A 16,904-nucleotide genomic window follows, 5' to 3' on the forward strand; every position below is an offset into this window, starting at 1 on the left:
AAATATAATAACTAATGCTCTAACTGTTTTAGCAGGAAATCAATTTTTATAGCCATATCAGACTTTTCAGCTCAATCCATCAATAATGAATGAGGCGGGCTGAATTCCGAATTCGATAAAACCCATCAAAATGAACCAATTCGCAAAGGAAACCTTACCTATCAGTCTCGAAGAAGAGATGCGACGCTCCTATCTGGATTATGCTATGAGCGTCATTGTGGGACGTGCTCTACCCGATGTTCGGGACGGACTGAAGCCAGTCCATCGGCGAGTTCTGTATGCCATGCATGAGCTCTCAAATGACTGGAACCGTCCTTATAAAAAATCTGCGCGTATTGTAGGGGATGTTATTGGTAAATATCATCCACATGGTGACACCGCGGTATATGACACCATTGTCCGAATGGCTCAAGATTTTTCTTTACGTTATATGTTAATCGATGGACAAGGCAACTTTGGTTCGGTTGATGGTGATAACGCCGCAGCCATGCGTTATACCGAAATTCGAATGTCGCGTATCGCGCATGAATTACTTGTCGATCTGGATAAAGATACGGTTGATTTCGGGCCTAATTATGACGGGTCTGAACAAGAGCCACTCATTTTTCCAGCGAAGATTCCCAATTTACTCATCAACGGTTCTTCGGGAATTGCAGTAGGCATGGCAACCAGCATTCCGCCACACAATCTACAAGAAGTAATCGATGCCAGTCTTTTGTTACTTAATAATCCGGAAGTCAATATAGATGCGTTAATGGATTATATTCAAGCACCTGATTTCCCTACAGCCGGCATTATTTATGGAACAGCAGGTATAAGAGATGGTTACCATACTGGGCGAGGTCGGGTAATCATGCGAGCTCGTACGCATTTCGAAGACATCGATAAAGGTAATCGCCACAGCATCATCATTGATGAATTACCTTATCAGGTAAACAAAGCTAATTTACTGGTACGTATCGGTGAATTAGTACGTGATAAAAGAATCGAGGGAATTTCTGAATTACGAGATGAATCTGATAAATCAGGCATGCGTGTCGTCATTGAGTTGAAGCGCGGCGAAATTCCAGAAGTAGTCTTGAATAATCTGTACAAAGAAACTCAGATGCAAGATACCTTCGGGATGAACATGGTAGCCCTCATAAATGGCCAACCTCGCCTATTGAATCTAAAACAGATTTTAGAAGCATTTCTGCGTCATCGGCGTGAAGTAGTGACGCGCCGCACCCGCTTTGAATTGAAGAAAGCACGTGAACGTGGACACTTGCTCGAGGGCTTAGCGGTCGCATTATCCAATGTAGATGAAATTATCGCACTCATCAAAGCTGCACCCACACCTGCCGAAGCTAAAAGAACAATCATGTCTAGAGTTTGGCGCTCCCGGCTGGTAGAAGAAATGCTCACGCGAGCAATGATCGATGCACAAGCTTTTCGTCCAGAGGGATTAGCAGCTGAATTTGGTTTATTCGATCAAGGTTATCGCCTGTCTGATACACAAGCCCAGGCCATCCTGGATCTTCGCCTTCAACGCCTTACCGGCTTAGAACAAAATAAAATTACTGATGAATATAGACAGATCATTGATAAAATCATTGATCTTCTGGATATTCTTGCTAATCCCCTGCGAATTACTGCTATTATTTCGGAAGAACTCGCCAGTATAAAGCAGCAATTTGGGGATAAACGTCGCAGTGAAATCGTTATTGATACCCAAAATTTAAACACAGAAGATTTGATTGCACCAGCCGATGTCGTCATTACATTGTCGCATGCGGGTTACATCAAATCACAGCTGATGGATGATTATCGAGCTCAAAAACGTGGTGGTCGTGGAAAATTAGCGATAACGACTAAAGAAGATGATTTCATTGATAATATGTTCATCGCCAACACCCATGATTATATACTGTGTTTTTCTAGCCTAGGGCGCGTATATTGGGTTAAGGTTTACAATGTCCCTCAGGGTAGTCGATCTTCTCGAGGAAAACCCATAAATAATCTGCTACAGTTGGAAAAGGATGAAAAAATCAACGCAGTATTACCGGTAAAAATATTCGATGACAACCGTTATATTTTTATGGCGACTGCTTTCGGCACTGTTAAAAAAACACCCCTGTCTGAATTCTCACGGCCACGCAATAATGGAATTATTGCAATCGATCTCGATAAAGATGATTATCTCATCGGTGTCGCATTAACCGAAGGAAAACATGACGTCATGCTGTTTTCGGACAACGGCAAGGCCATGCGTTTCGACGAAAATGATGTTCGAGCAATGGGGCGCAGTGCGCGTGGTGTGCGCGGAATGAAGCTCGGTGCTGGCCACAAAGTTATTTCAATGCTTGTCGCTGAGAACGAGGAATTAGCTGTCTTGACGGCAACCGAAAATGGATACGGCAAACGTACTCCGATCAGCGAATATACTCGCCATAACCGTGGCACCCAGGGCATGATTGCAATCAACACGGGCGCACGTAATGGCAAAGTGGTAGCAGCACAACTCGTCAAATCAGATGATGAAATCATGCTGATCACAACAGGGGGTGTATTGATTCGAACCCGTGTCAATGAAATTCGTGAAATGGGGCGTGCTACTCAGGGTGTTACACTCATTAACCTAGATCAGGGAGAAAAGCTTGCTGGACTCGAAAGAGTGATTGAAACTGATGAAACATAGGATCAACCTCCTTTGAAATTGAGAAACCGCAGATTTAAATTGAAATAATTCAGAAATCCACCGATGAACACAACCTATAACTTTAGTGCCGGACCAGCTGTATTGCCCAAAGAAGTACTCGTACAAGCTCGTGATGAAATGCTGGATTGGCATGGCAGCGGCATGTCTGTCATGGAGATGAGTCATCGCGGTGAGGAATTCATGTCCATCGCTGCCAAAGCCGAAAGAGATTTACGCGAACTCGCGAACATCCCTGATCATTACAAGATACTTTTTCTTCAAGGGGGGGCGTCCAGTCAATTTGCCATGGTGCCAATGAACCTTCTGCATGAAAAAAAGAAAGCTGATTACGTTAACACAGGTCAATGGTCACAAAAATCTATTGATGAAGCAAAAAAATATTGCACGGTTCATCTCACTGCTTCAGCAGAAGATGCGCATTTTACCTATGTCCCTACACTCGATAAATGGGAAATTGACCCTGACAGTGCTTATGTTCATTACACACCCAACGAAACCATTGGCGGAGTGGAGTTCAACTGGATACCCGATCTCACACAAGTAAAAGGTGGGAGAGCTGATATTCCCCTGATAGCGGATATGTCTTCCAATATTTTGTCACGACCGCTAGATGTCACACCGTTTGGGCTCATTTATGCTGGCGCTCAGAAAAATATCGGTCCAGCTGGGCTTGTAGTTGTTATCGTACGTGAGGACTTACTAAGTAGGCCGCTAAATGGTACTCCAACCATGTATCATTATAAAACTCATGTAGAGCATCACTCCATGTATAACACACCCCCTACCTACCCAATTTATATCATGGGTCTTGTGCTTGAGTGGCTGAAACAAAAGGGGGGATTAATAGCAATGGAGACGATCAATATCTCTAAATCCAAATTGCTTTATGATTTCATTGATGCTAGTGATTTCTATCAATGCCCTGTTGCTAGACCTGACCGGTCACGGATGAATATTCCGTTTACACTGAAAGATGCTGCACTGGATAATGAATTTCTAAAGCAAGCCAAGGCGCAGGGATTACTCCAGTTAAAAGGCCACCGTTCTGTGGGTGGAATGCGTGCTTCCATCTATAATGCCATGCCCTATGAAGGCGTCATGGCGCTGGTTTCTTTCATGAAAGAATTTGAGAAGATCTATGGTTGACCAGACGCAAAGAATTTTTAATATCCTCACGTTTAATCAAATTTCAGCAGTTGGGTTGAAGCGTTTTCCCTCAGATCATTACCATATCGGTAGTGATTTAACTCATCCCGATGCCATTTTGGTACGTTCGCACAATATGCTGAACATGGATATACCGAAAAGCGTTATCGCAATTGGGCGAGCCGGCGCTGGTACCAATAATATTCCTGTTAACGAAATGAATTGCCGTGGTGTTCCAGTATTTAATACACCTGGTGCTAATGCTAATGCAGTCAAAGAATTGGTATTAGCCAGTATGTTAATAGCAGCACGCAATCTGATTCCTGCATTTCGTTTTGTGGAAAGTTTGCAAGGTGATGATAAAGTTTTGCACAAGCAGGTTGAAGATCACAAAAAAAAATTCTTGGGAGTAGAATTGCCCAAACGGACGCTTGGCATCATTGGTTTAGGTAAAATTGGACGGCTTGTAGCAGATGCTGCCATTAAGCTTGGCATGAAAGTATTGGGGTATGATCCAAAAATTACTGTTGAATCAGCCTGGAGTCTCTCTTCAGAGGTACAAAAAGCCCACAGTATCGAAGATCTGTTGCGCCACAGTGATTTTATTTCGTTGCACGTGCCTTTAATGGATTCTACTTATCATCTCATCAATGATGAGATGATAAGCTATTTAAAACGAGACACCATACTTCTTAATTTTTCCCGTGATGCAATTGCTGATGAAGATGCAGTGCTCGCTGGCATCACGAATGGTAAGATTAAATACTATGTATGTGATTTTCCAAGTCAAAAATTACAGCATCATGAAGCAATCATTACATTACCTCACCTGGGCGCATCCACTCAGGAAGCGGAAGAAAACTGTGCGATAATGGTTGTTAATCAATTGATGGATTATCTACAACACGGCAATATTATTAATACGGTTAATTTTCCGGATGTAGTGATGGAACGAGGATCACCTTACCGGGTTGCAATTGCCAACGCAAATGTTCCCAATCTTTTGGGTCAAATATCAACTTGCATGGCTAATGCGGGACTGAATATACATAATATGACCAACAAGTCTCGTGGTGAAATGGCCTATACTTTGGTAGATATAGACAGTCCAGTATCAGAAAATGTGATTGATGATCTTTCTAGAATCACGGGCGCCTTACTGGTACGTTATTTGCCCATCCTGGCAGAAAATTCAGACTAATATTGATTTCCCATGACTGAACAACTCAAACAGTTGCGAGATAGAATCGATACGATTGATAGCGAATTACTCAGACTCATCAATATGCGTGCTGAGTTAGCACAACAAATCGGGCATCAGAAGAACGGTGTAACCTACCGTCCTGAGCGCGAATCTCAGGTATTGGCACGTCTACAGCAGTTAAATCGCGGGCCACTCACCAATGAGCATATCACACAATTGTTCATAGAAATCATATCGGCTTGCCGGGCGATGGAAGAGCCTTTGACTATTGCTTATCTTGGCCCTCAAGGAACTTTTTCTGAAGAAGCTGTAACCAAGCGGTTTGGCAGCACCGTGGCAGCTCTAGCCTGCAATTCGATTGATGATGTTTTTCGCAAGGTAGAATCAGGTACTGCTAGCTATGGTGTTGTCCCTGTGGAAAACTCTACAGAAGGTGCTGTCGGACGGACTATGGATTTGTTATTACAAACCTCACTCACTGTATGTGGTGAAATAGAATTGCCAGTCCATCAGTGTTTGTTAGCGCAACAAACGGATCTAACAGTTATTCAAAAAATTTACTCCCACCCACAATCATTTGCGCAATGCCTTGGTTGGCTGAACAAACATTTACCCAATTTGCAAGCCATAGCACGCATTGATACCGCAAGCAATGCTGATGCAGCTCGCATGGCTGCAGCAGATAAAAATGCGGCCGCTATTGCGGGAAAAAAAGCTGCTGACGTGTTTGGTCTTACCATCTGCGCCAAAAATATTGAAGATGATCCTAACAATACTACTCGATTTCTAGTGATTGGCACACAGCAAGTTTCTGCCTCTGGCAAAGATAAAACTTCCATTGTCACGTCGACAAGCAACCGACCTGGCGCCATCCATGAACTATTAGCCCCCTTTGCTCGTTATCAAGTTAGTATGAGCCGGCTCGAATCCCGGCCTTCCCGTAGAGGGCTCTGGGAATATGTATTCTTTATCGATATAGAAGGCCATCAACAAGATGGCAATGTTGCAAAAGCGCTTGAGGAAATTCGCAACAAAGCGACTTTCCTTAAAATACTTGGCTCATATCCTTCCGTGTAATAATTTGATCTATTCCTGATCCTAGTAATTTTTTATTTCAATTTTGTTTTTATGAAACTTTGTGAACTTGCACCAGAATGTATCCGAGCTATCCACCCTTATCAGCCAGGGAAACCCATTTCCGAACTGGTACGAGAGCTTGGCCTGGAAAAATATGGTGTTATTAAACTTGCTTCTAACGAGAATCCGCTCGGAACCAGCCCATTGGCTATCGAGGCAATGACTAACGCACTCCAGGAAATTGCCCGATACCCTGATGGAAGTGGTTTTGAGCTAAAAAATGCTTTATCAAAACACTATGGCGTCAATGTCGATCAAATTGTACTCGGGAATGGCTCGAATGATGTGCTGGAACTCGCTGCTCGTATTTTTCTGAAACCAGGTGCTTCAGCGGTTTATTCACAACATGCTTTTGCAATTTATCCATTGCTGGCACAGGCACTAGGAGCGCATGGTATAGCCGTTCCTGCCAGGCTTTATGGTCATGATCTAGTTGCCATGCTCAATGCCATCACACCAGAAACACGTATTGTCTTTATCGCTAATCCCAATAATCCCACAGGTACGCTCTGCGATGCTGATGATCTATTACGCTTTCTTGAGCGGATTTCACCGGACGTCTTGGTCATTTTAGACGAAGCCTACGATGAATATCTGCCTGAAGCTAATAAAGCCAATAGTATTTCGTGGTTAAGAAAATTTTCCAATCTATTAATTACCCGCACCTTTTCAAAAGCCTATGGCCTAGCAGGCATTCGGGTAGGATTTGCGCTGGCTCATCCTGATTTAGCTGATTTAATGAACCGCATCCGCCAACCGTTCAATGTCAATAGTATTGGATTAGTCGGAGCGCTCGCTGCATTACAAGATACCGAATTTGTCAAACGTTCCTATACACTCAACCGGGCGGGCATGCTGCAGATTACCAATGGCCTGCGCCAATTGGGGGTGGAATATATCCCTTCCTATGGAAATTTCATCAGCTTCCGCGTGAGAGGGGATGCCACCAATACTATTAAAACCTACCAAAGCTTGCTTGAGCAAGGCGTTATCGTACGCCCACTCGGTGTTTACGACATGCCTCATCATTTACGAGTTACCATTGGACTGGAATCTGAGAATGAGAAATTCCTGCATGCTTTGGAACAAGTATTGAAAACCTCTCTCTGAAGATCCCTATCCGTAATGACGATCATCCTAAAGTCCACCTAAAGATACGCACCCATGGCCTCTCCTCTCCTTCAGAAGCTTATTGTCATTGGCGTCGGTTTGATTGGAGGCTCCTTTGCGCTGGCATTGCGTCAGGCAGGCATGGTCAAGCACATCGTTGGTATCGGACGCAGCCAGAAAAATTTGCAGCGTGCGCTTGAGCTGGGCATCATTGATGAAGTAGCGAGTAACCCAATATCTGCACTGAAAGACGCTGATTTTGTCCTGCTTGCCATGCCCGTAGGTCAAACCAGCAACATCATGGCTCAGATTGCTCCTTTTCTGGGGTCTAGCACCATTGTCTCTGATGTGGGAAGTACCAAACAAGATGTAATATTGGCTGCGCGCACGCATCTTGCTCGACATCTCACTCACTTCGTTCCTTGTCATCCCATAGCCGGAACTGAATTCAGTGGCGCTGAAGCTGCCAGTACTCATTTGTTCTGCGACAAGCATCTGATCATCACCCCTTTGGCAGAAAATGATGACCAGGCAATTAAACTAGTCTCAACACTCTGGCAGCATTGTGGTGCAAAAATCTCTTGCATGGCTGCAGATCAGCACGATCGGATACTTGCCATTATCAGCCACTTGCCACACATTCTAGCGTTTACGCTCATGAATCATGTTCGCACCCACGTAGAAGATAAACTAGAAGAAATATTGCGCTTTGCAGGCAGCAGTTTTCGTGATTGCACCCGCATTGCCAGCAGTTCGCCGGAAATGTGGCGCGACATCTGTCTAGCTAACCAAGAATGGTTACTTAAACAAATTGATGCTTATCAGAATGAGCTAACCAATGTGCGCACTATTCTAGCAAATAACGATGGAGAAGCACTCGAAAAGGCATTTGCGAATGCTCGCCAAACACGGCAACAATGGCTAAAAAGCGATTAGCTTTCCAGGCAACTGCACTATGGAGTCACTCTCCTGCAAGCTTACTCTGCAAATATAAAAATAGGCAGCTTGATCGAACTTCCTGCTGAAAAGGCAGTCCTTTAATCGTTTATTAATCTTAATTCAAGAATAAAAACCCCTATGCATCGACATCTGATTACATTTATCGCTTTTGCCTTATCACTTACTTGCTTTAAGGAAATTAACGCTCAGCAACCCAATGTGGAAATCCCTGCTGGTTTAACAAAAATTACGACAGTCGAAGGTATCTCTGAATATCAGCTTACCAATGGGTTGCGCCTACTGCTTGCTCCGGATAACTCACTTGATTCGATTACAGTCAATGTAGTTTACCTCGTTGGTTCCCGTGATGAAGGTTATGGCGAAGCAGGAATGGCGCATCTGCTCGAACACCTGTTATTCAAAGGAACTGAGCAATTTTCTGACATCAAAAATGAATTTACCAAGCGTGGTGCCCGTTGGAACGGTACCACTTCCTATGACCGCACTAATTATTTTGAAACCTTTACCGCCAGTGCGGATAATCTTGACTGGGCGCTCCGCCTGGAAGCGGATCGCATGGTCAATTCACGGGTTGCAAAATCGGATCTCGATAGCGAAATGACCGTGGTGCGCAACGAATTCGAAGCTGGTGAAAACAGTTCCTTCAGTGTGCTATCTGACCGCATGACTTCAGCAGCTTATTCTTGGCATAATTATGGCCGCTCGATCATTGGTTCACGCTCAGATATCGAAAATGTACCGATTGAGCGATTACAGGCTTTCTATCGCCACTACTATCAGCCAGATAATGCTGTGCTTGTAATTGCCGGAAAATTCGAGGAGGCTGAAGCATTGAAAATGGTGGCGCGTCATTTTGGCCCTCTTCCACGTCCGACACGTCAATTGCAAAAAACTTATACGGTCGAGCCAACGCAAGACGGTGAACGCATGGTTAAGTTACGTCGCGTGGGGGATACCCAGATTGCTGCCACGCTTTACCATCTTCCTTCTGGAGCACATCCTGAATATGCTGCGATTGATCTACTCGTCACCATCCTCAGAGAAGTTCCTGGCGGTAGATTACACAAAGCGTTAGTAGAGCCTAAACATGCAAGCACTATTCTAGGTTTTGATCGACAGTTGCGCGAAGCCGGTTATGCTTTTTTCAGCGCAAATCTACGACCCGACATGCCGCTGGATACTGCACGTGATGTTCTGATCGATACCGTTGAATCGCTCACTGATCACCCGATTACTGCCGAAGAGCTTGAGCGTGCTCGTACTCGCTTACTAAATGAGATTGAGCAACTACTTGCCGATACACGCAAATTGTCCATCACGCTCACTGAATTCATTGCCATGGGTGATTGGAGGTTACTGTTCCTGCATCGTGATCGCATCAAGCAAGCCTCACTTGATGAGGTACAGCGTGCCGCCAATAGCTATTTCAAACCAAGCAACCGCACACTGGGTTTATTTATACCGACTTCGGCCCCTGATCGTGCCGAGATACCAGCAACCCCCAATATAGCCCGTATGCTTGAAGGGTATCGCGGTGATCCCAGCGTTAGCACTGGAGAAGCCTTTGATCCCACGCCTGAAAATATTGAAGCAAGGATCATTCGTACTATCCTGCCTGGAGGCATGAAGCTCGCGATGGTACCCAAGAAAACCCGCGGCAGTACCGTCGTAGCATCACTTTTACTTCATTGGGGGGATGAAGAAAGTACGCAAAATCGTTCCACCGCGTGTAACATTGCTAGCTCGATGTTAATGCGCGGTACGAAACACCATACTCGTGAAGCATTACGTGATGCATTCGACAAACTTAAAGCACAGGTCAAGGTTGATATTGAAGGTGTTTCCATCGAAACTGTCCGTGCCAACCTACCCAATACACTAAGACTGGTTGCCGAAGTATTGCGTGAGCCGACTTTCCCTGAAAAAGAGTTTGAACAGCTAAAACTTGCTATGCTGTCATCCATAGAAAGCAAGCGAAGTGAACCCAGCGCCCAGGCAAGCTTGGTCATAGAGCGTCATCTTGCCCCTTACCCTGCTTCGCACTGGCACTATACACCTACATTAGAAGAGCGTATTGTACGCATCAATGCATTGACTCTTGACGAAGTAAAGCAATGTCACAGTGAGCTATTCGGTGCGTCAGACAGTGAATTTTCTATCGTGGGTGATTTTGAGCCGGAAGAAGTAGCCCAACTCTTGCAACAGCTTTTCAGCAACTGGAATAATCCACACCCCTATAAGCGTATTCCTGTGCTCTATCAAGACATTACACCCATCAATCATGATATTGAAACACCTGATAAGGCCAATGCTGTATTTCAAGCTGGTATGAATCTAAAGTTGCGTGATAATCATCCTGATTATCCTGCTTTGATTATAGGCAACTATCTTCTTGGTGGTTCGGCCGACTCAAGGCTATGGCGCCGCATCCGCGAACAAGAAGGCTTGTCCTACAATGTTGCATCGAGTCTCTCAGCCAGCGCTTTTGAGGAACAAGGCGAATTCAGTATATATGCCATTTACGCGCCAGAAAACCGTGCACGAATTGAGTCAGCCATGAAGGAAGAACTGGAGCGCATCATGAAAGATGGTTTTACTAAAGAAGAAGTTGAGACAGCTAAGGCTGGTTATCTGCAAGCACGACGCATCGCCCGCGGGCAAGACAAAGCACTTGCTGAACGTCTGGCTAATTACCTGACTCGCAAACGCACCATGCAATGGGATATCGAGTTTGAAACCAACATCGCTGCGCTCACTCCAGAATCAATTCTCGCGGCACTACGCAACCATCTCGATTTCAACAAGCTGACAATTATAAAAGCGGGTGACTTTTCCAAAATCACTACCGCTACTGCTTCACAATAACTCCAAACGATCTCAATCGTTATGAAGGAATAATAAAACAGACACTCGGAGCCCCAGCCAGGAAATACACTGGGCTCCGAGCAAGCGCGGTCGGGTATATACTTTGCATGGTATCGCCTCATTTATTTATTGAAACCTTCTCTCGCGATATCCAACTTGGGTTCTGGTTCACTTGCGGCAAAATCAAGTTCTACTTTCGCACCATCTGGGTCATGACAAAAAAGTTGCCACGTTTGTTGCTCTATGAGCCGGTGGAGTTTGAATGCAATATTGTAAAAGTTTAGTTTGTCCACGACCAGCTGGAGATTGGATGCAGTAAACGCCATATGATCAATAATACCCTGTGACTCTGCTGGCAAAGACCTGCCAGCAATGATGTGTAGAATGGCTTGATCGCCGGAATAAAGCCAAGCACCTGGAAAAAGAAAAGGTGGACGATAACCTTCCGTTAGCCCAAGCACGCCAATATAAAAAGCTTTGCACTTTTCCAGATCGCTGGTCAGCACTGTAAAATGGTTCATACCCTCGATTGCCATTTTAATTTCCCTGAATTCGTCCTTTTCTATAATCTAAGTGACACAATATTTTAAGCATATTTTTCTCGAGGCAAATTAAAATTTACACAATGGATTGAATATATGATAAAAAACCTGGTATTACCTAAAAATTGTACTTTAGTACCGAGATTGTTATCAGATATTATCATATGCTCTGAGATTGAATTGAGATTGAAGGTACCGAAAGGCATCCATACTATCTGGTCATCGTACTCAAGCTGAATTAGGCTCTGCTGCTATCAATGAACTAAAGTCGCTTCAATTTCTGCAAAGGTCTTGGCAACTTCTGAAAGTGGAACAGCAGTGCCTAACTGCTTTTCGATTTGGGTCAATGAAAAAATTCCGCATATCATAGTTGCACCACCGACATCTCTCTCCATAACCAAGGTATGCTGGCGCCCGGCATCACACAGGCTAGCAATCACATGCCCGACTTTGGCATGCTGCACTTCCTCGATAGGGATCGCTTCTAAGCAATCGAGGGGTGTCATGATATCTGAAACTAGAATCTCACTACGTTTCACGCGGTGTTCCTGAATAAAGCGCAATGGCTTCTCACCAAGAATATCGGAAGCAGTAATCACACCTTGCAGAAAATGATCATCATTTAATATAAACAATAAGCGAACCTGCCTTTGCATCATATATGCATTAGCTGATTCCATCGTTGCATGCGGATCAATCCCAGCGACATGACTGTGCCGTAAATCAGTCATAATTTCGAGCGCTGGTGATTCCATTGTTACATGTTTAGGTGGAACTGGGTGGGCGATCCGAACAGTATCTGTTAATTGCCGTGCAGGAAGTACATGGTATCCAGTCATGGTGGCATCCTCCATAGATGTTGGTTAAGGACGTAAAAAATTAAAAAGGATTAAAACTTTATCCTGTTTTTTTACTCTACGCTTATCAAAATGAAGGGTCAAGACGATATATTGCATTGTTTTTAAAAAAAACCATAGGTTATACACTCAGACTCAGAAACATACCAAGCGCGCAAGTTGCTTTTCTTTGTTCAAACTTATCAACAATCAAATCAAATTATGCCGCTTCAATTTAGGGCACCTCTAAAAATACCTAAAAAAAGCAAATCAATTCAACCAGGAGGGCAATTTCACTTGATTCTCAAAGTTTTTCTGTCCAATAATTAAATTTTTCTAAATTCAAGGTGATTCGGGTTGTTATCTTCTCGTTTTTGCTCCCTTTAAGCCATTTCGGGCGCACTAACCCTATCGAAACTGAAATACCCTTTTCGAATCAGCGTCGCTACACGCTTGATGTTATAGACGAGGTTGAGTAAGCCTATGTGTACTTTTGCTCTCCCATAACCTATGGTACGAATCGTGATTCCGCCCAGTTCATTCGTCATCGAACCAAACACATGCTCGACTCGTGCACGTACCCGTGATTTCTCTTTGTTACTGGATTTTTGTGCTTGCGTGAGGGGATGATTGCGAGCGCCTTTTTCGTGAATCTGACTCGTGTATTTTGAGGTGACCAGACTTTCTTCCTGTGCATTGCTGCGGTATGCTGAGTCCGCATAAATATCTGCGCCTCCCACTTCAGGGGATTGCAGCACTTCTTCCAAAACCTGACTGTCATGAATTTGCGCTGAAGTAACTTCCCATGTGGTTATCAGCTTGGTATCGCGATCCATATTGACGTGATCTTTGTAACCATAAAATGATTCGCTGTTCTTCTTCGTCCAACGCGCATCAATGTCTTTTTGCGCCAGTTTGTGGGGATTCTGTCCCCATTCAATCGGAACGGCATCTTCTTTAATCATCTTGTTTTCTTCACGTGTATTGCGTTGTTTAGGCACACTCACAAAGGTCGCATCAATGATCTGACCTGACTTCAGTTCTACCTCCAACTCTCGTAAACATTCATCGAATCTTGCAAACAGACGATCCATCAGATGGTTCTCTTTCAACTCTTCCCGGAACGACCACATGGTCTTTGCGTCAGGCACTACCCCTGCCAGACCAAGTCCCAAAAACCGCATGAAACTCAACCGGTCCCGGACTTGATACTCCAGCCGATCATCCGACAGATTATTCATTCTTTGTAATACCAGCATTTTGAATAGCATCACCCGATCAAAGGGTTTGCGGCCTGCTTCACTTTTCCGGGGCTTCGTCGTTGTCTCTGCAAGAAGATCAGCGAATAGATTCCAATCGATTATGCGATTCAGCTCTTCAAGCGGATCATTTAACTTACTTAGCTGAGCATATCGATTGTCAAGGTCAAAAAAACCGAGTTGCATGGTGAGGACTCATATCGGGGAGCATAATCTCATTATTATACATTTTAAACAACGTGTTATCCTGGACAAATCAAGAAAATACTACTTTCTCCTAACGCGCCTCATTTTATAGCTTGAATTTTTAGAGGTGCCCTTTAGGAAATTGCAATAATAACCAGGTATGCTTAGTCATAACATGAATAACAGGCAGACTGCCTTAGAATAGAAATAAAAGGCGGCCAGAAGCTCTAATAATTTATGATTTCACAAAGCTCTAATGGATACTGCCGATACGCCTGAAAATCAAGCCTCTCGGCCCTTCCATCTTTTGGAAGCTGAGGATGTCTGTGCGTTGCTGGAAGTCACTCCGACAGATGGATTAACGTCTGAAGCAGTCACACTCCGCCGTCATAAATATGGCACTAACGAGATTATCGAAACGGTGGGACATCCCTGGTGGCGCATATTGCTTGGTCAGTTCACTGATTTCATGATCGTTGTACTTATTGCTGCCGCTGCCGTGTCTGGAATACTAGGAGAGCTTACTGATGCAATTGCCATCATAGTGATCATCATTCTAAATGCACTGGTTGGCTTCATACAAGAATTTCGCGCCGAGCAAGCAGTCATTGCCTTGAAGCAGATGGCACGTACTATCGTACGTGTACGACGCGATAAGATTACGCATGTGTTAGCTGCGGCAGAGCTTGTTCCAGGTGATATCGTGTTATTGGAAGCCGGCAATATGGTACCAGCGGATATTCGACTGCTAGAAGCGATCGATCTGGAAGTGGACGAATCGGCGCTAACTGGTGAGTCTTTGCCGGTGCACAAAATCATCGCTTCGATCAAGGATAAGGACACTATTCTTGCTGAGCGTCATAATATGCTGTTTCGCGGCACCTTAACCACACGTGGCCGTGCAACTGGAGTAGTGACAGCAACGGGAATGCAAACAGAGTTGGGTAAAATCGCCGTCATGCTGGACAGCGAAACAATCCAAAAAACACCGATACAAAAGCGTCTCGCAGTATTCGGGCGCAAGCTGGCATTATCCATCATAGCGATTTGTACCATTATCTTTGTAGCTGGCTTATTACAAGGCGAAGATATGATAATGATGTTTCTGACTGCAGTCAGTCTCGCCGTTGCAGCGATTCCCGAAGCGTTACCAGCGGTGGTAACCATTGCGTTTGCGCTGGGTGCAAGTCAGCTGGTACGTCAACATGCACTGATACGGCGCTTACCTGCGGTGGAAACTTTGGGATCAGTTACTTTTATTTGTTCCGACAAAACAGGTACGCTGACTAGAAACGCCATGCATGCAGAGCTATTCTATATAGCTGGCGTTGAATATACTACACTCGCGTCTCGTGATGCTATTTCATCAGAAATTAAAATCTTCATCCAGGCATTAGCGCTGAATAACGATGTCGAAAAAAACCCGACAGGCAAACTGATCGGGGATCCAACTGAGATTGCGCTGTTACAGGCAGCGCTCGATACCGGTATCGATAACACAGCGCTGAGCAAGTCATGGCCACGTATGGCTGAAGTCTCGTTCGATTCGAGCAGGAAACGCATGACTACTTTTCACCAGGGTAAGGAGCAGTTACTTGCTTTTACCAAAGGCGCCCCAGAGCAGGTTCTAGAACATTGCACGAGTGATATTCATGGGCAATTCAGCCATGCTGCTATCCTTGATATTGCAAACCATTGGGCCATGCGGGGTTACCGAGTCATCGCCTATGCTTATCGCGACTGGCCAGCGCTACCTGAACCCATAGATGCCAATAATGTAGAACAAGAGCTAACGTTTCTCGGTTTGGCAGGGCTGATGGATCCACCTCGTGATGAGGTACCGGCAGCCGTTCGGGAATGTTATCAAGCCGGGATCAAACCTGTCATGATTACTGGCGATCATCCAGCGACGGCGCGTGCAATCGCAGAGCGAATTGGCTTAGTGCATGACCATGCCGACGTTATCACGGGAAAACAGCTCGAACGCCTCACTGACGAGCAATTAAGCGGCCAGGTAAACCATACGCAAATTTATGCGCGAGTCTCACCGCAGCAGAAAATACGGCTAGTACAACTTTTACAGCAGCGTGGTGAGTATGTCGCTATGACCGGAGATGGGGTAAATGATGCCCCAGCTCTGAAAAAAGCGGATATCGGTATCGCCATGGGTGAAAAAGGCACGGATGTTGCGCGAGAAGCTGCTGATATGGTGCTGATGGATGATAATTTTGCTACGATAGTACGTGCTATCCGTGAAGGACGACGGATTTATGACAATATTCGCAAGTTTATCAAGTATGCGATGACGGGTAACTCAGGCGAAATCTGGACATTGTTTCTGGCACCGATTCTCGGGTTGCCGCTACCGCTGCTCCCTATACATATATTATGGATTAATCTGGTAACCGATGGTCTACCCGGTTTAGCATTGGGTCAAGAGAAAGCAGAAGAAAATATCATGCAGCGTCCACCGCGCCATCCGCAGGAAAGTATTTTTGCACATGGTATGTGGCAACACATTTTATGGATCGGATTGTTGATTGGTGCCTTGTCATTGTTTACTCAAGCATGGGCTATTCAAAATAATATTGAAAACTGGCAGACAATGGTCTTTACCGTTCTAACGTTTTCGCAGTTGATCCACGTCTTGGCGGTCCGCTCGGAAGCACAATCGTTGTTTACCATCGGCTGGTTAACAAATCCAGCCCTGATTGGCACTGTACTGCTAACCATTCTGTTGCAGTTAGGTGTAATTTATATTTCTGTGTTTAACAGCATCTTTAATACCGCGCCATTATCATTAGAAGAACTTCTATTCTGCTGCACAGTACCGTGGTTAGTATTACTTGCGGTCGAGGTGGAAAAATGGCTGGTACGGCACGGCATGATTTATCGTGACTCCAATTGAGGCTGTTTGTCTATATCAGGATGAGGCATGGTTTTTGGCTGATATCTCTTTCC

At 44.7% G+C, this 16,904-nt stretch carries 11 protein-coding genes; 8 read left to right on the forward strand and 3 right to left on the reverse strand.

Going from position 1 to position 16,904, the window contains the following annotated elements; all coding sequences use genetic code 11:
- The first annotated feature begins 130 nt into the window (after positions 1-130).
- The 7 genes from gyrA (at position 131) to AAW31_RS16775 (ending at position 11,120) form a co-directional block, all read left to right on the forward strand.
- Positions 131-2,677: a DNA gyrase subunit A gene (gene gyrA / locus AAW31_RS16745; RefSeq protein WP_046851116.1), complete on the forward strand. Its 2,547-nt coding sequence runs from the start codon at positions 131-133 to the stop codon at positions 2,675-2,677.
- Between the two features lie 63 nt (positions 2,678-2,740).
- Positions 2,741-3,844 carry a 3-phosphoserine/phosphohydroxythreonine transaminase gene (gene serC, locus AAW31_RS16750; RefSeq protein ID WP_046851117.1) on the forward strand — a complete coding sequence of 368 codons (1,104 nt, stop codon included), beginning with the start codon at positions 2,741-2,743 and terminating at the stop codon, positions 3,842-3,844.
- Entirely contained in the window at positions 3,837-5,045 is a 1,209-nt protein-coding gene (locus tag AAW31_RS16755) for a 3-phosphoglycerate dehydrogenase family protein (protein WP_046851118.1), read from the forward strand. Before serC ends, AAW31_RS16755 begins: the two co-directional genes overlap by 8 nt.
- A gap of 12 nt (positions 5,046-5,057) precedes the next feature.
- Positions 5,058-6,125 (forward strand): prephenate dehydratase, encoded by a 1,068-nt coding sequence (gene pheA / locus AAW31_RS16760; RefSeq protein ID WP_046851119.1) that lies wholly within the window; start codon positions 5,058-5,060, stop codon positions 6,123-6,125.
- A 51-nt stretch (positions 6,126-6,176) separates the two neighbouring features.
- Positions 6,177-7,295, forward strand: coding sequence for a histidinol-phosphate transaminase (gene hisC / locus AAW31_RS16765; RefSeq protein ID WP_046851120.1), 1,119 nt, complete (start codon positions 6,177-6,179; stop codon positions 7,293-7,295).
- Between the two features lie 54 nt (positions 7,296-7,349).
- Positions 7,350-8,231 carry a prephenate dehydrogenase gene (locus AAW31_RS16770; RefSeq protein WP_046851121.1) on the forward strand — a complete coding sequence of 294 codons (882 nt, stop codon included), beginning with the start codon at positions 7,350-7,352 and terminating at the stop codon, positions 8,229-8,231.
- A gap of 141 nt (positions 8,232-8,372) precedes the next feature.
- A complete protein-coding gene (locus AAW31_RS16775; protein WP_052752322.1) occupies positions 8,373-11,120 on the forward strand; it encodes a M16 family metallopeptidase in 2,748 nt (915 codons plus the stop codon).
- A gap of 122 nt (positions 11,121-11,242) precedes the next feature.
- Here the strand turns inward: AAW31_RS16775 and AAW31_RS16780 are convergent, their stop codons facing one another.
- The 3 genes from AAW31_RS16780 to AAW31_RS16790 form a co-directional block, all read right to left on the reverse strand.
- Positions 11,243-11,656, reverse strand: a complete 414-nt coding sequence (locus AAW31_RS16780; RefSeq protein ID WP_046851122.1) for a VOC family protein — start codon at positions 11,654-11,656, stop codon at positions 11,243-11,245.
- 260 nt (positions 11,657-11,916) lie between these two features.
- Positions 11,917-12,501, reverse strand: coding sequence for a CBS domain-containing protein (locus AAW31_RS16785; RefSeq protein ID WP_046851123.1), 585 nt, complete (start codon positions 12,499-12,501; stop codon positions 11,917-11,919).
- 380 nt (positions 12,502-12,881) lie between these two features.
- The gene (locus AAW31_RS16790) at positions 12,882-13,943 is read right to left on the reverse strand and encodes an IS5 family transposase (RefSeq protein ID WP_046849671.1); all 1,062 of its coding nucleotides are present in this window, start codon (positions 13,941-13,943) and stop codon (positions 12,882-12,884) included.
- A 256-nt stretch (positions 13,944-14,199) separates the two neighbouring features.
- On the opposite strand from AAW31_RS16790, the gene AAW31_RS16795 reads away from it, so the two are divergent.
- Entirely contained in the window at positions 14,200-16,851 is a 2,652-nt protein-coding gene (locus AAW31_RS16795) for a cation-translocating P-type ATPase (protein ID WP_046851124.1), read from the forward strand.
- Positions 16,852-16,904 lie beyond the last annotated feature (53 nt).

The organism is Nitrosomonas communis, assembly GCF_001007935.1.
In the GTDB taxonomy this organism is placed as follows: domain Bacteria; phylum Pseudomonadota; class Gammaproteobacteria; order Burkholderiales; family Nitrosomonadaceae; genus Nitrosomonas; species Nitrosomonas communis.

Bases quoted from the DNA above. Each gene is read 5' to 3' on its own strand.
- gyrA (WP_046851116.1), top strand. From the start codon at position 131: ATGAACCAATTCGCAAAGGAAACCTTACCTATCAGTCTCGAAGAAGAG.
- serC (WP_046851117.1), top strand. From the start codon at position 2,741: ATGAACACAACCTATAACTTTAGTGCCGGACCAGCTGTATTGCCCAAA.
- AAW31_RS16755 (WP_046851118.1), top strand. From the start codon at position 3,837: ATGGTTGACCAGACGCAAAGAATTTTTAATATCCTCACGTTTAATCAA.
- pheA (WP_046851119.1), top strand. From the start codon at position 5,058: ATGACTGAACAACTCAAACAGTTGCGAGATAGAATCGATACGATTGAT.
- hisC (WP_046851120.1), top strand. From the start codon at position 6,177: ATGAAACTTTGTGAACTTGCACCAGAATGTATCCGAGCTATCCACCCT.
- AAW31_RS16770 (WP_046851121.1), top strand. From the start codon at position 7,350: ATGGCCTCTCCTCTCCTTCAGAAGCTTATTGTCATTGGCGTCGGTTTG.
- AAW31_RS16775 (WP_052752322.1), top strand. From the start codon at position 8,373: ATGCATCGACATCTGATTACATTTATCGCTTTTGCCTTATCACTTACT.
- AAW31_RS16780 (WP_046851122.1), bottom strand. From the start codon at position 11,656: ATGGCAATCGAGGGTATGAACCATTTTACAGTGCTGACCAGCGATCTG.
- AAW31_RS16785 (WP_046851123.1), bottom strand. From the start codon at position 12,501: ATGACTGGATACCATGTACTTCCTGCACGGCAATTAACAGATACTGTT.
- AAW31_RS16790 (WP_046849671.1), bottom strand. From the start codon at position 13,943: ATGCAACTCGGTTTTTTTGACCTTGACAATCGATATGCTCAGCTAAGT.
- AAW31_RS16795 (WP_046851124.1), top strand. From the start codon at position 14,200: ATGGATACTGCCGATACGCCTGAAAATCAAGCCTCTCGGCCCTTCCAT.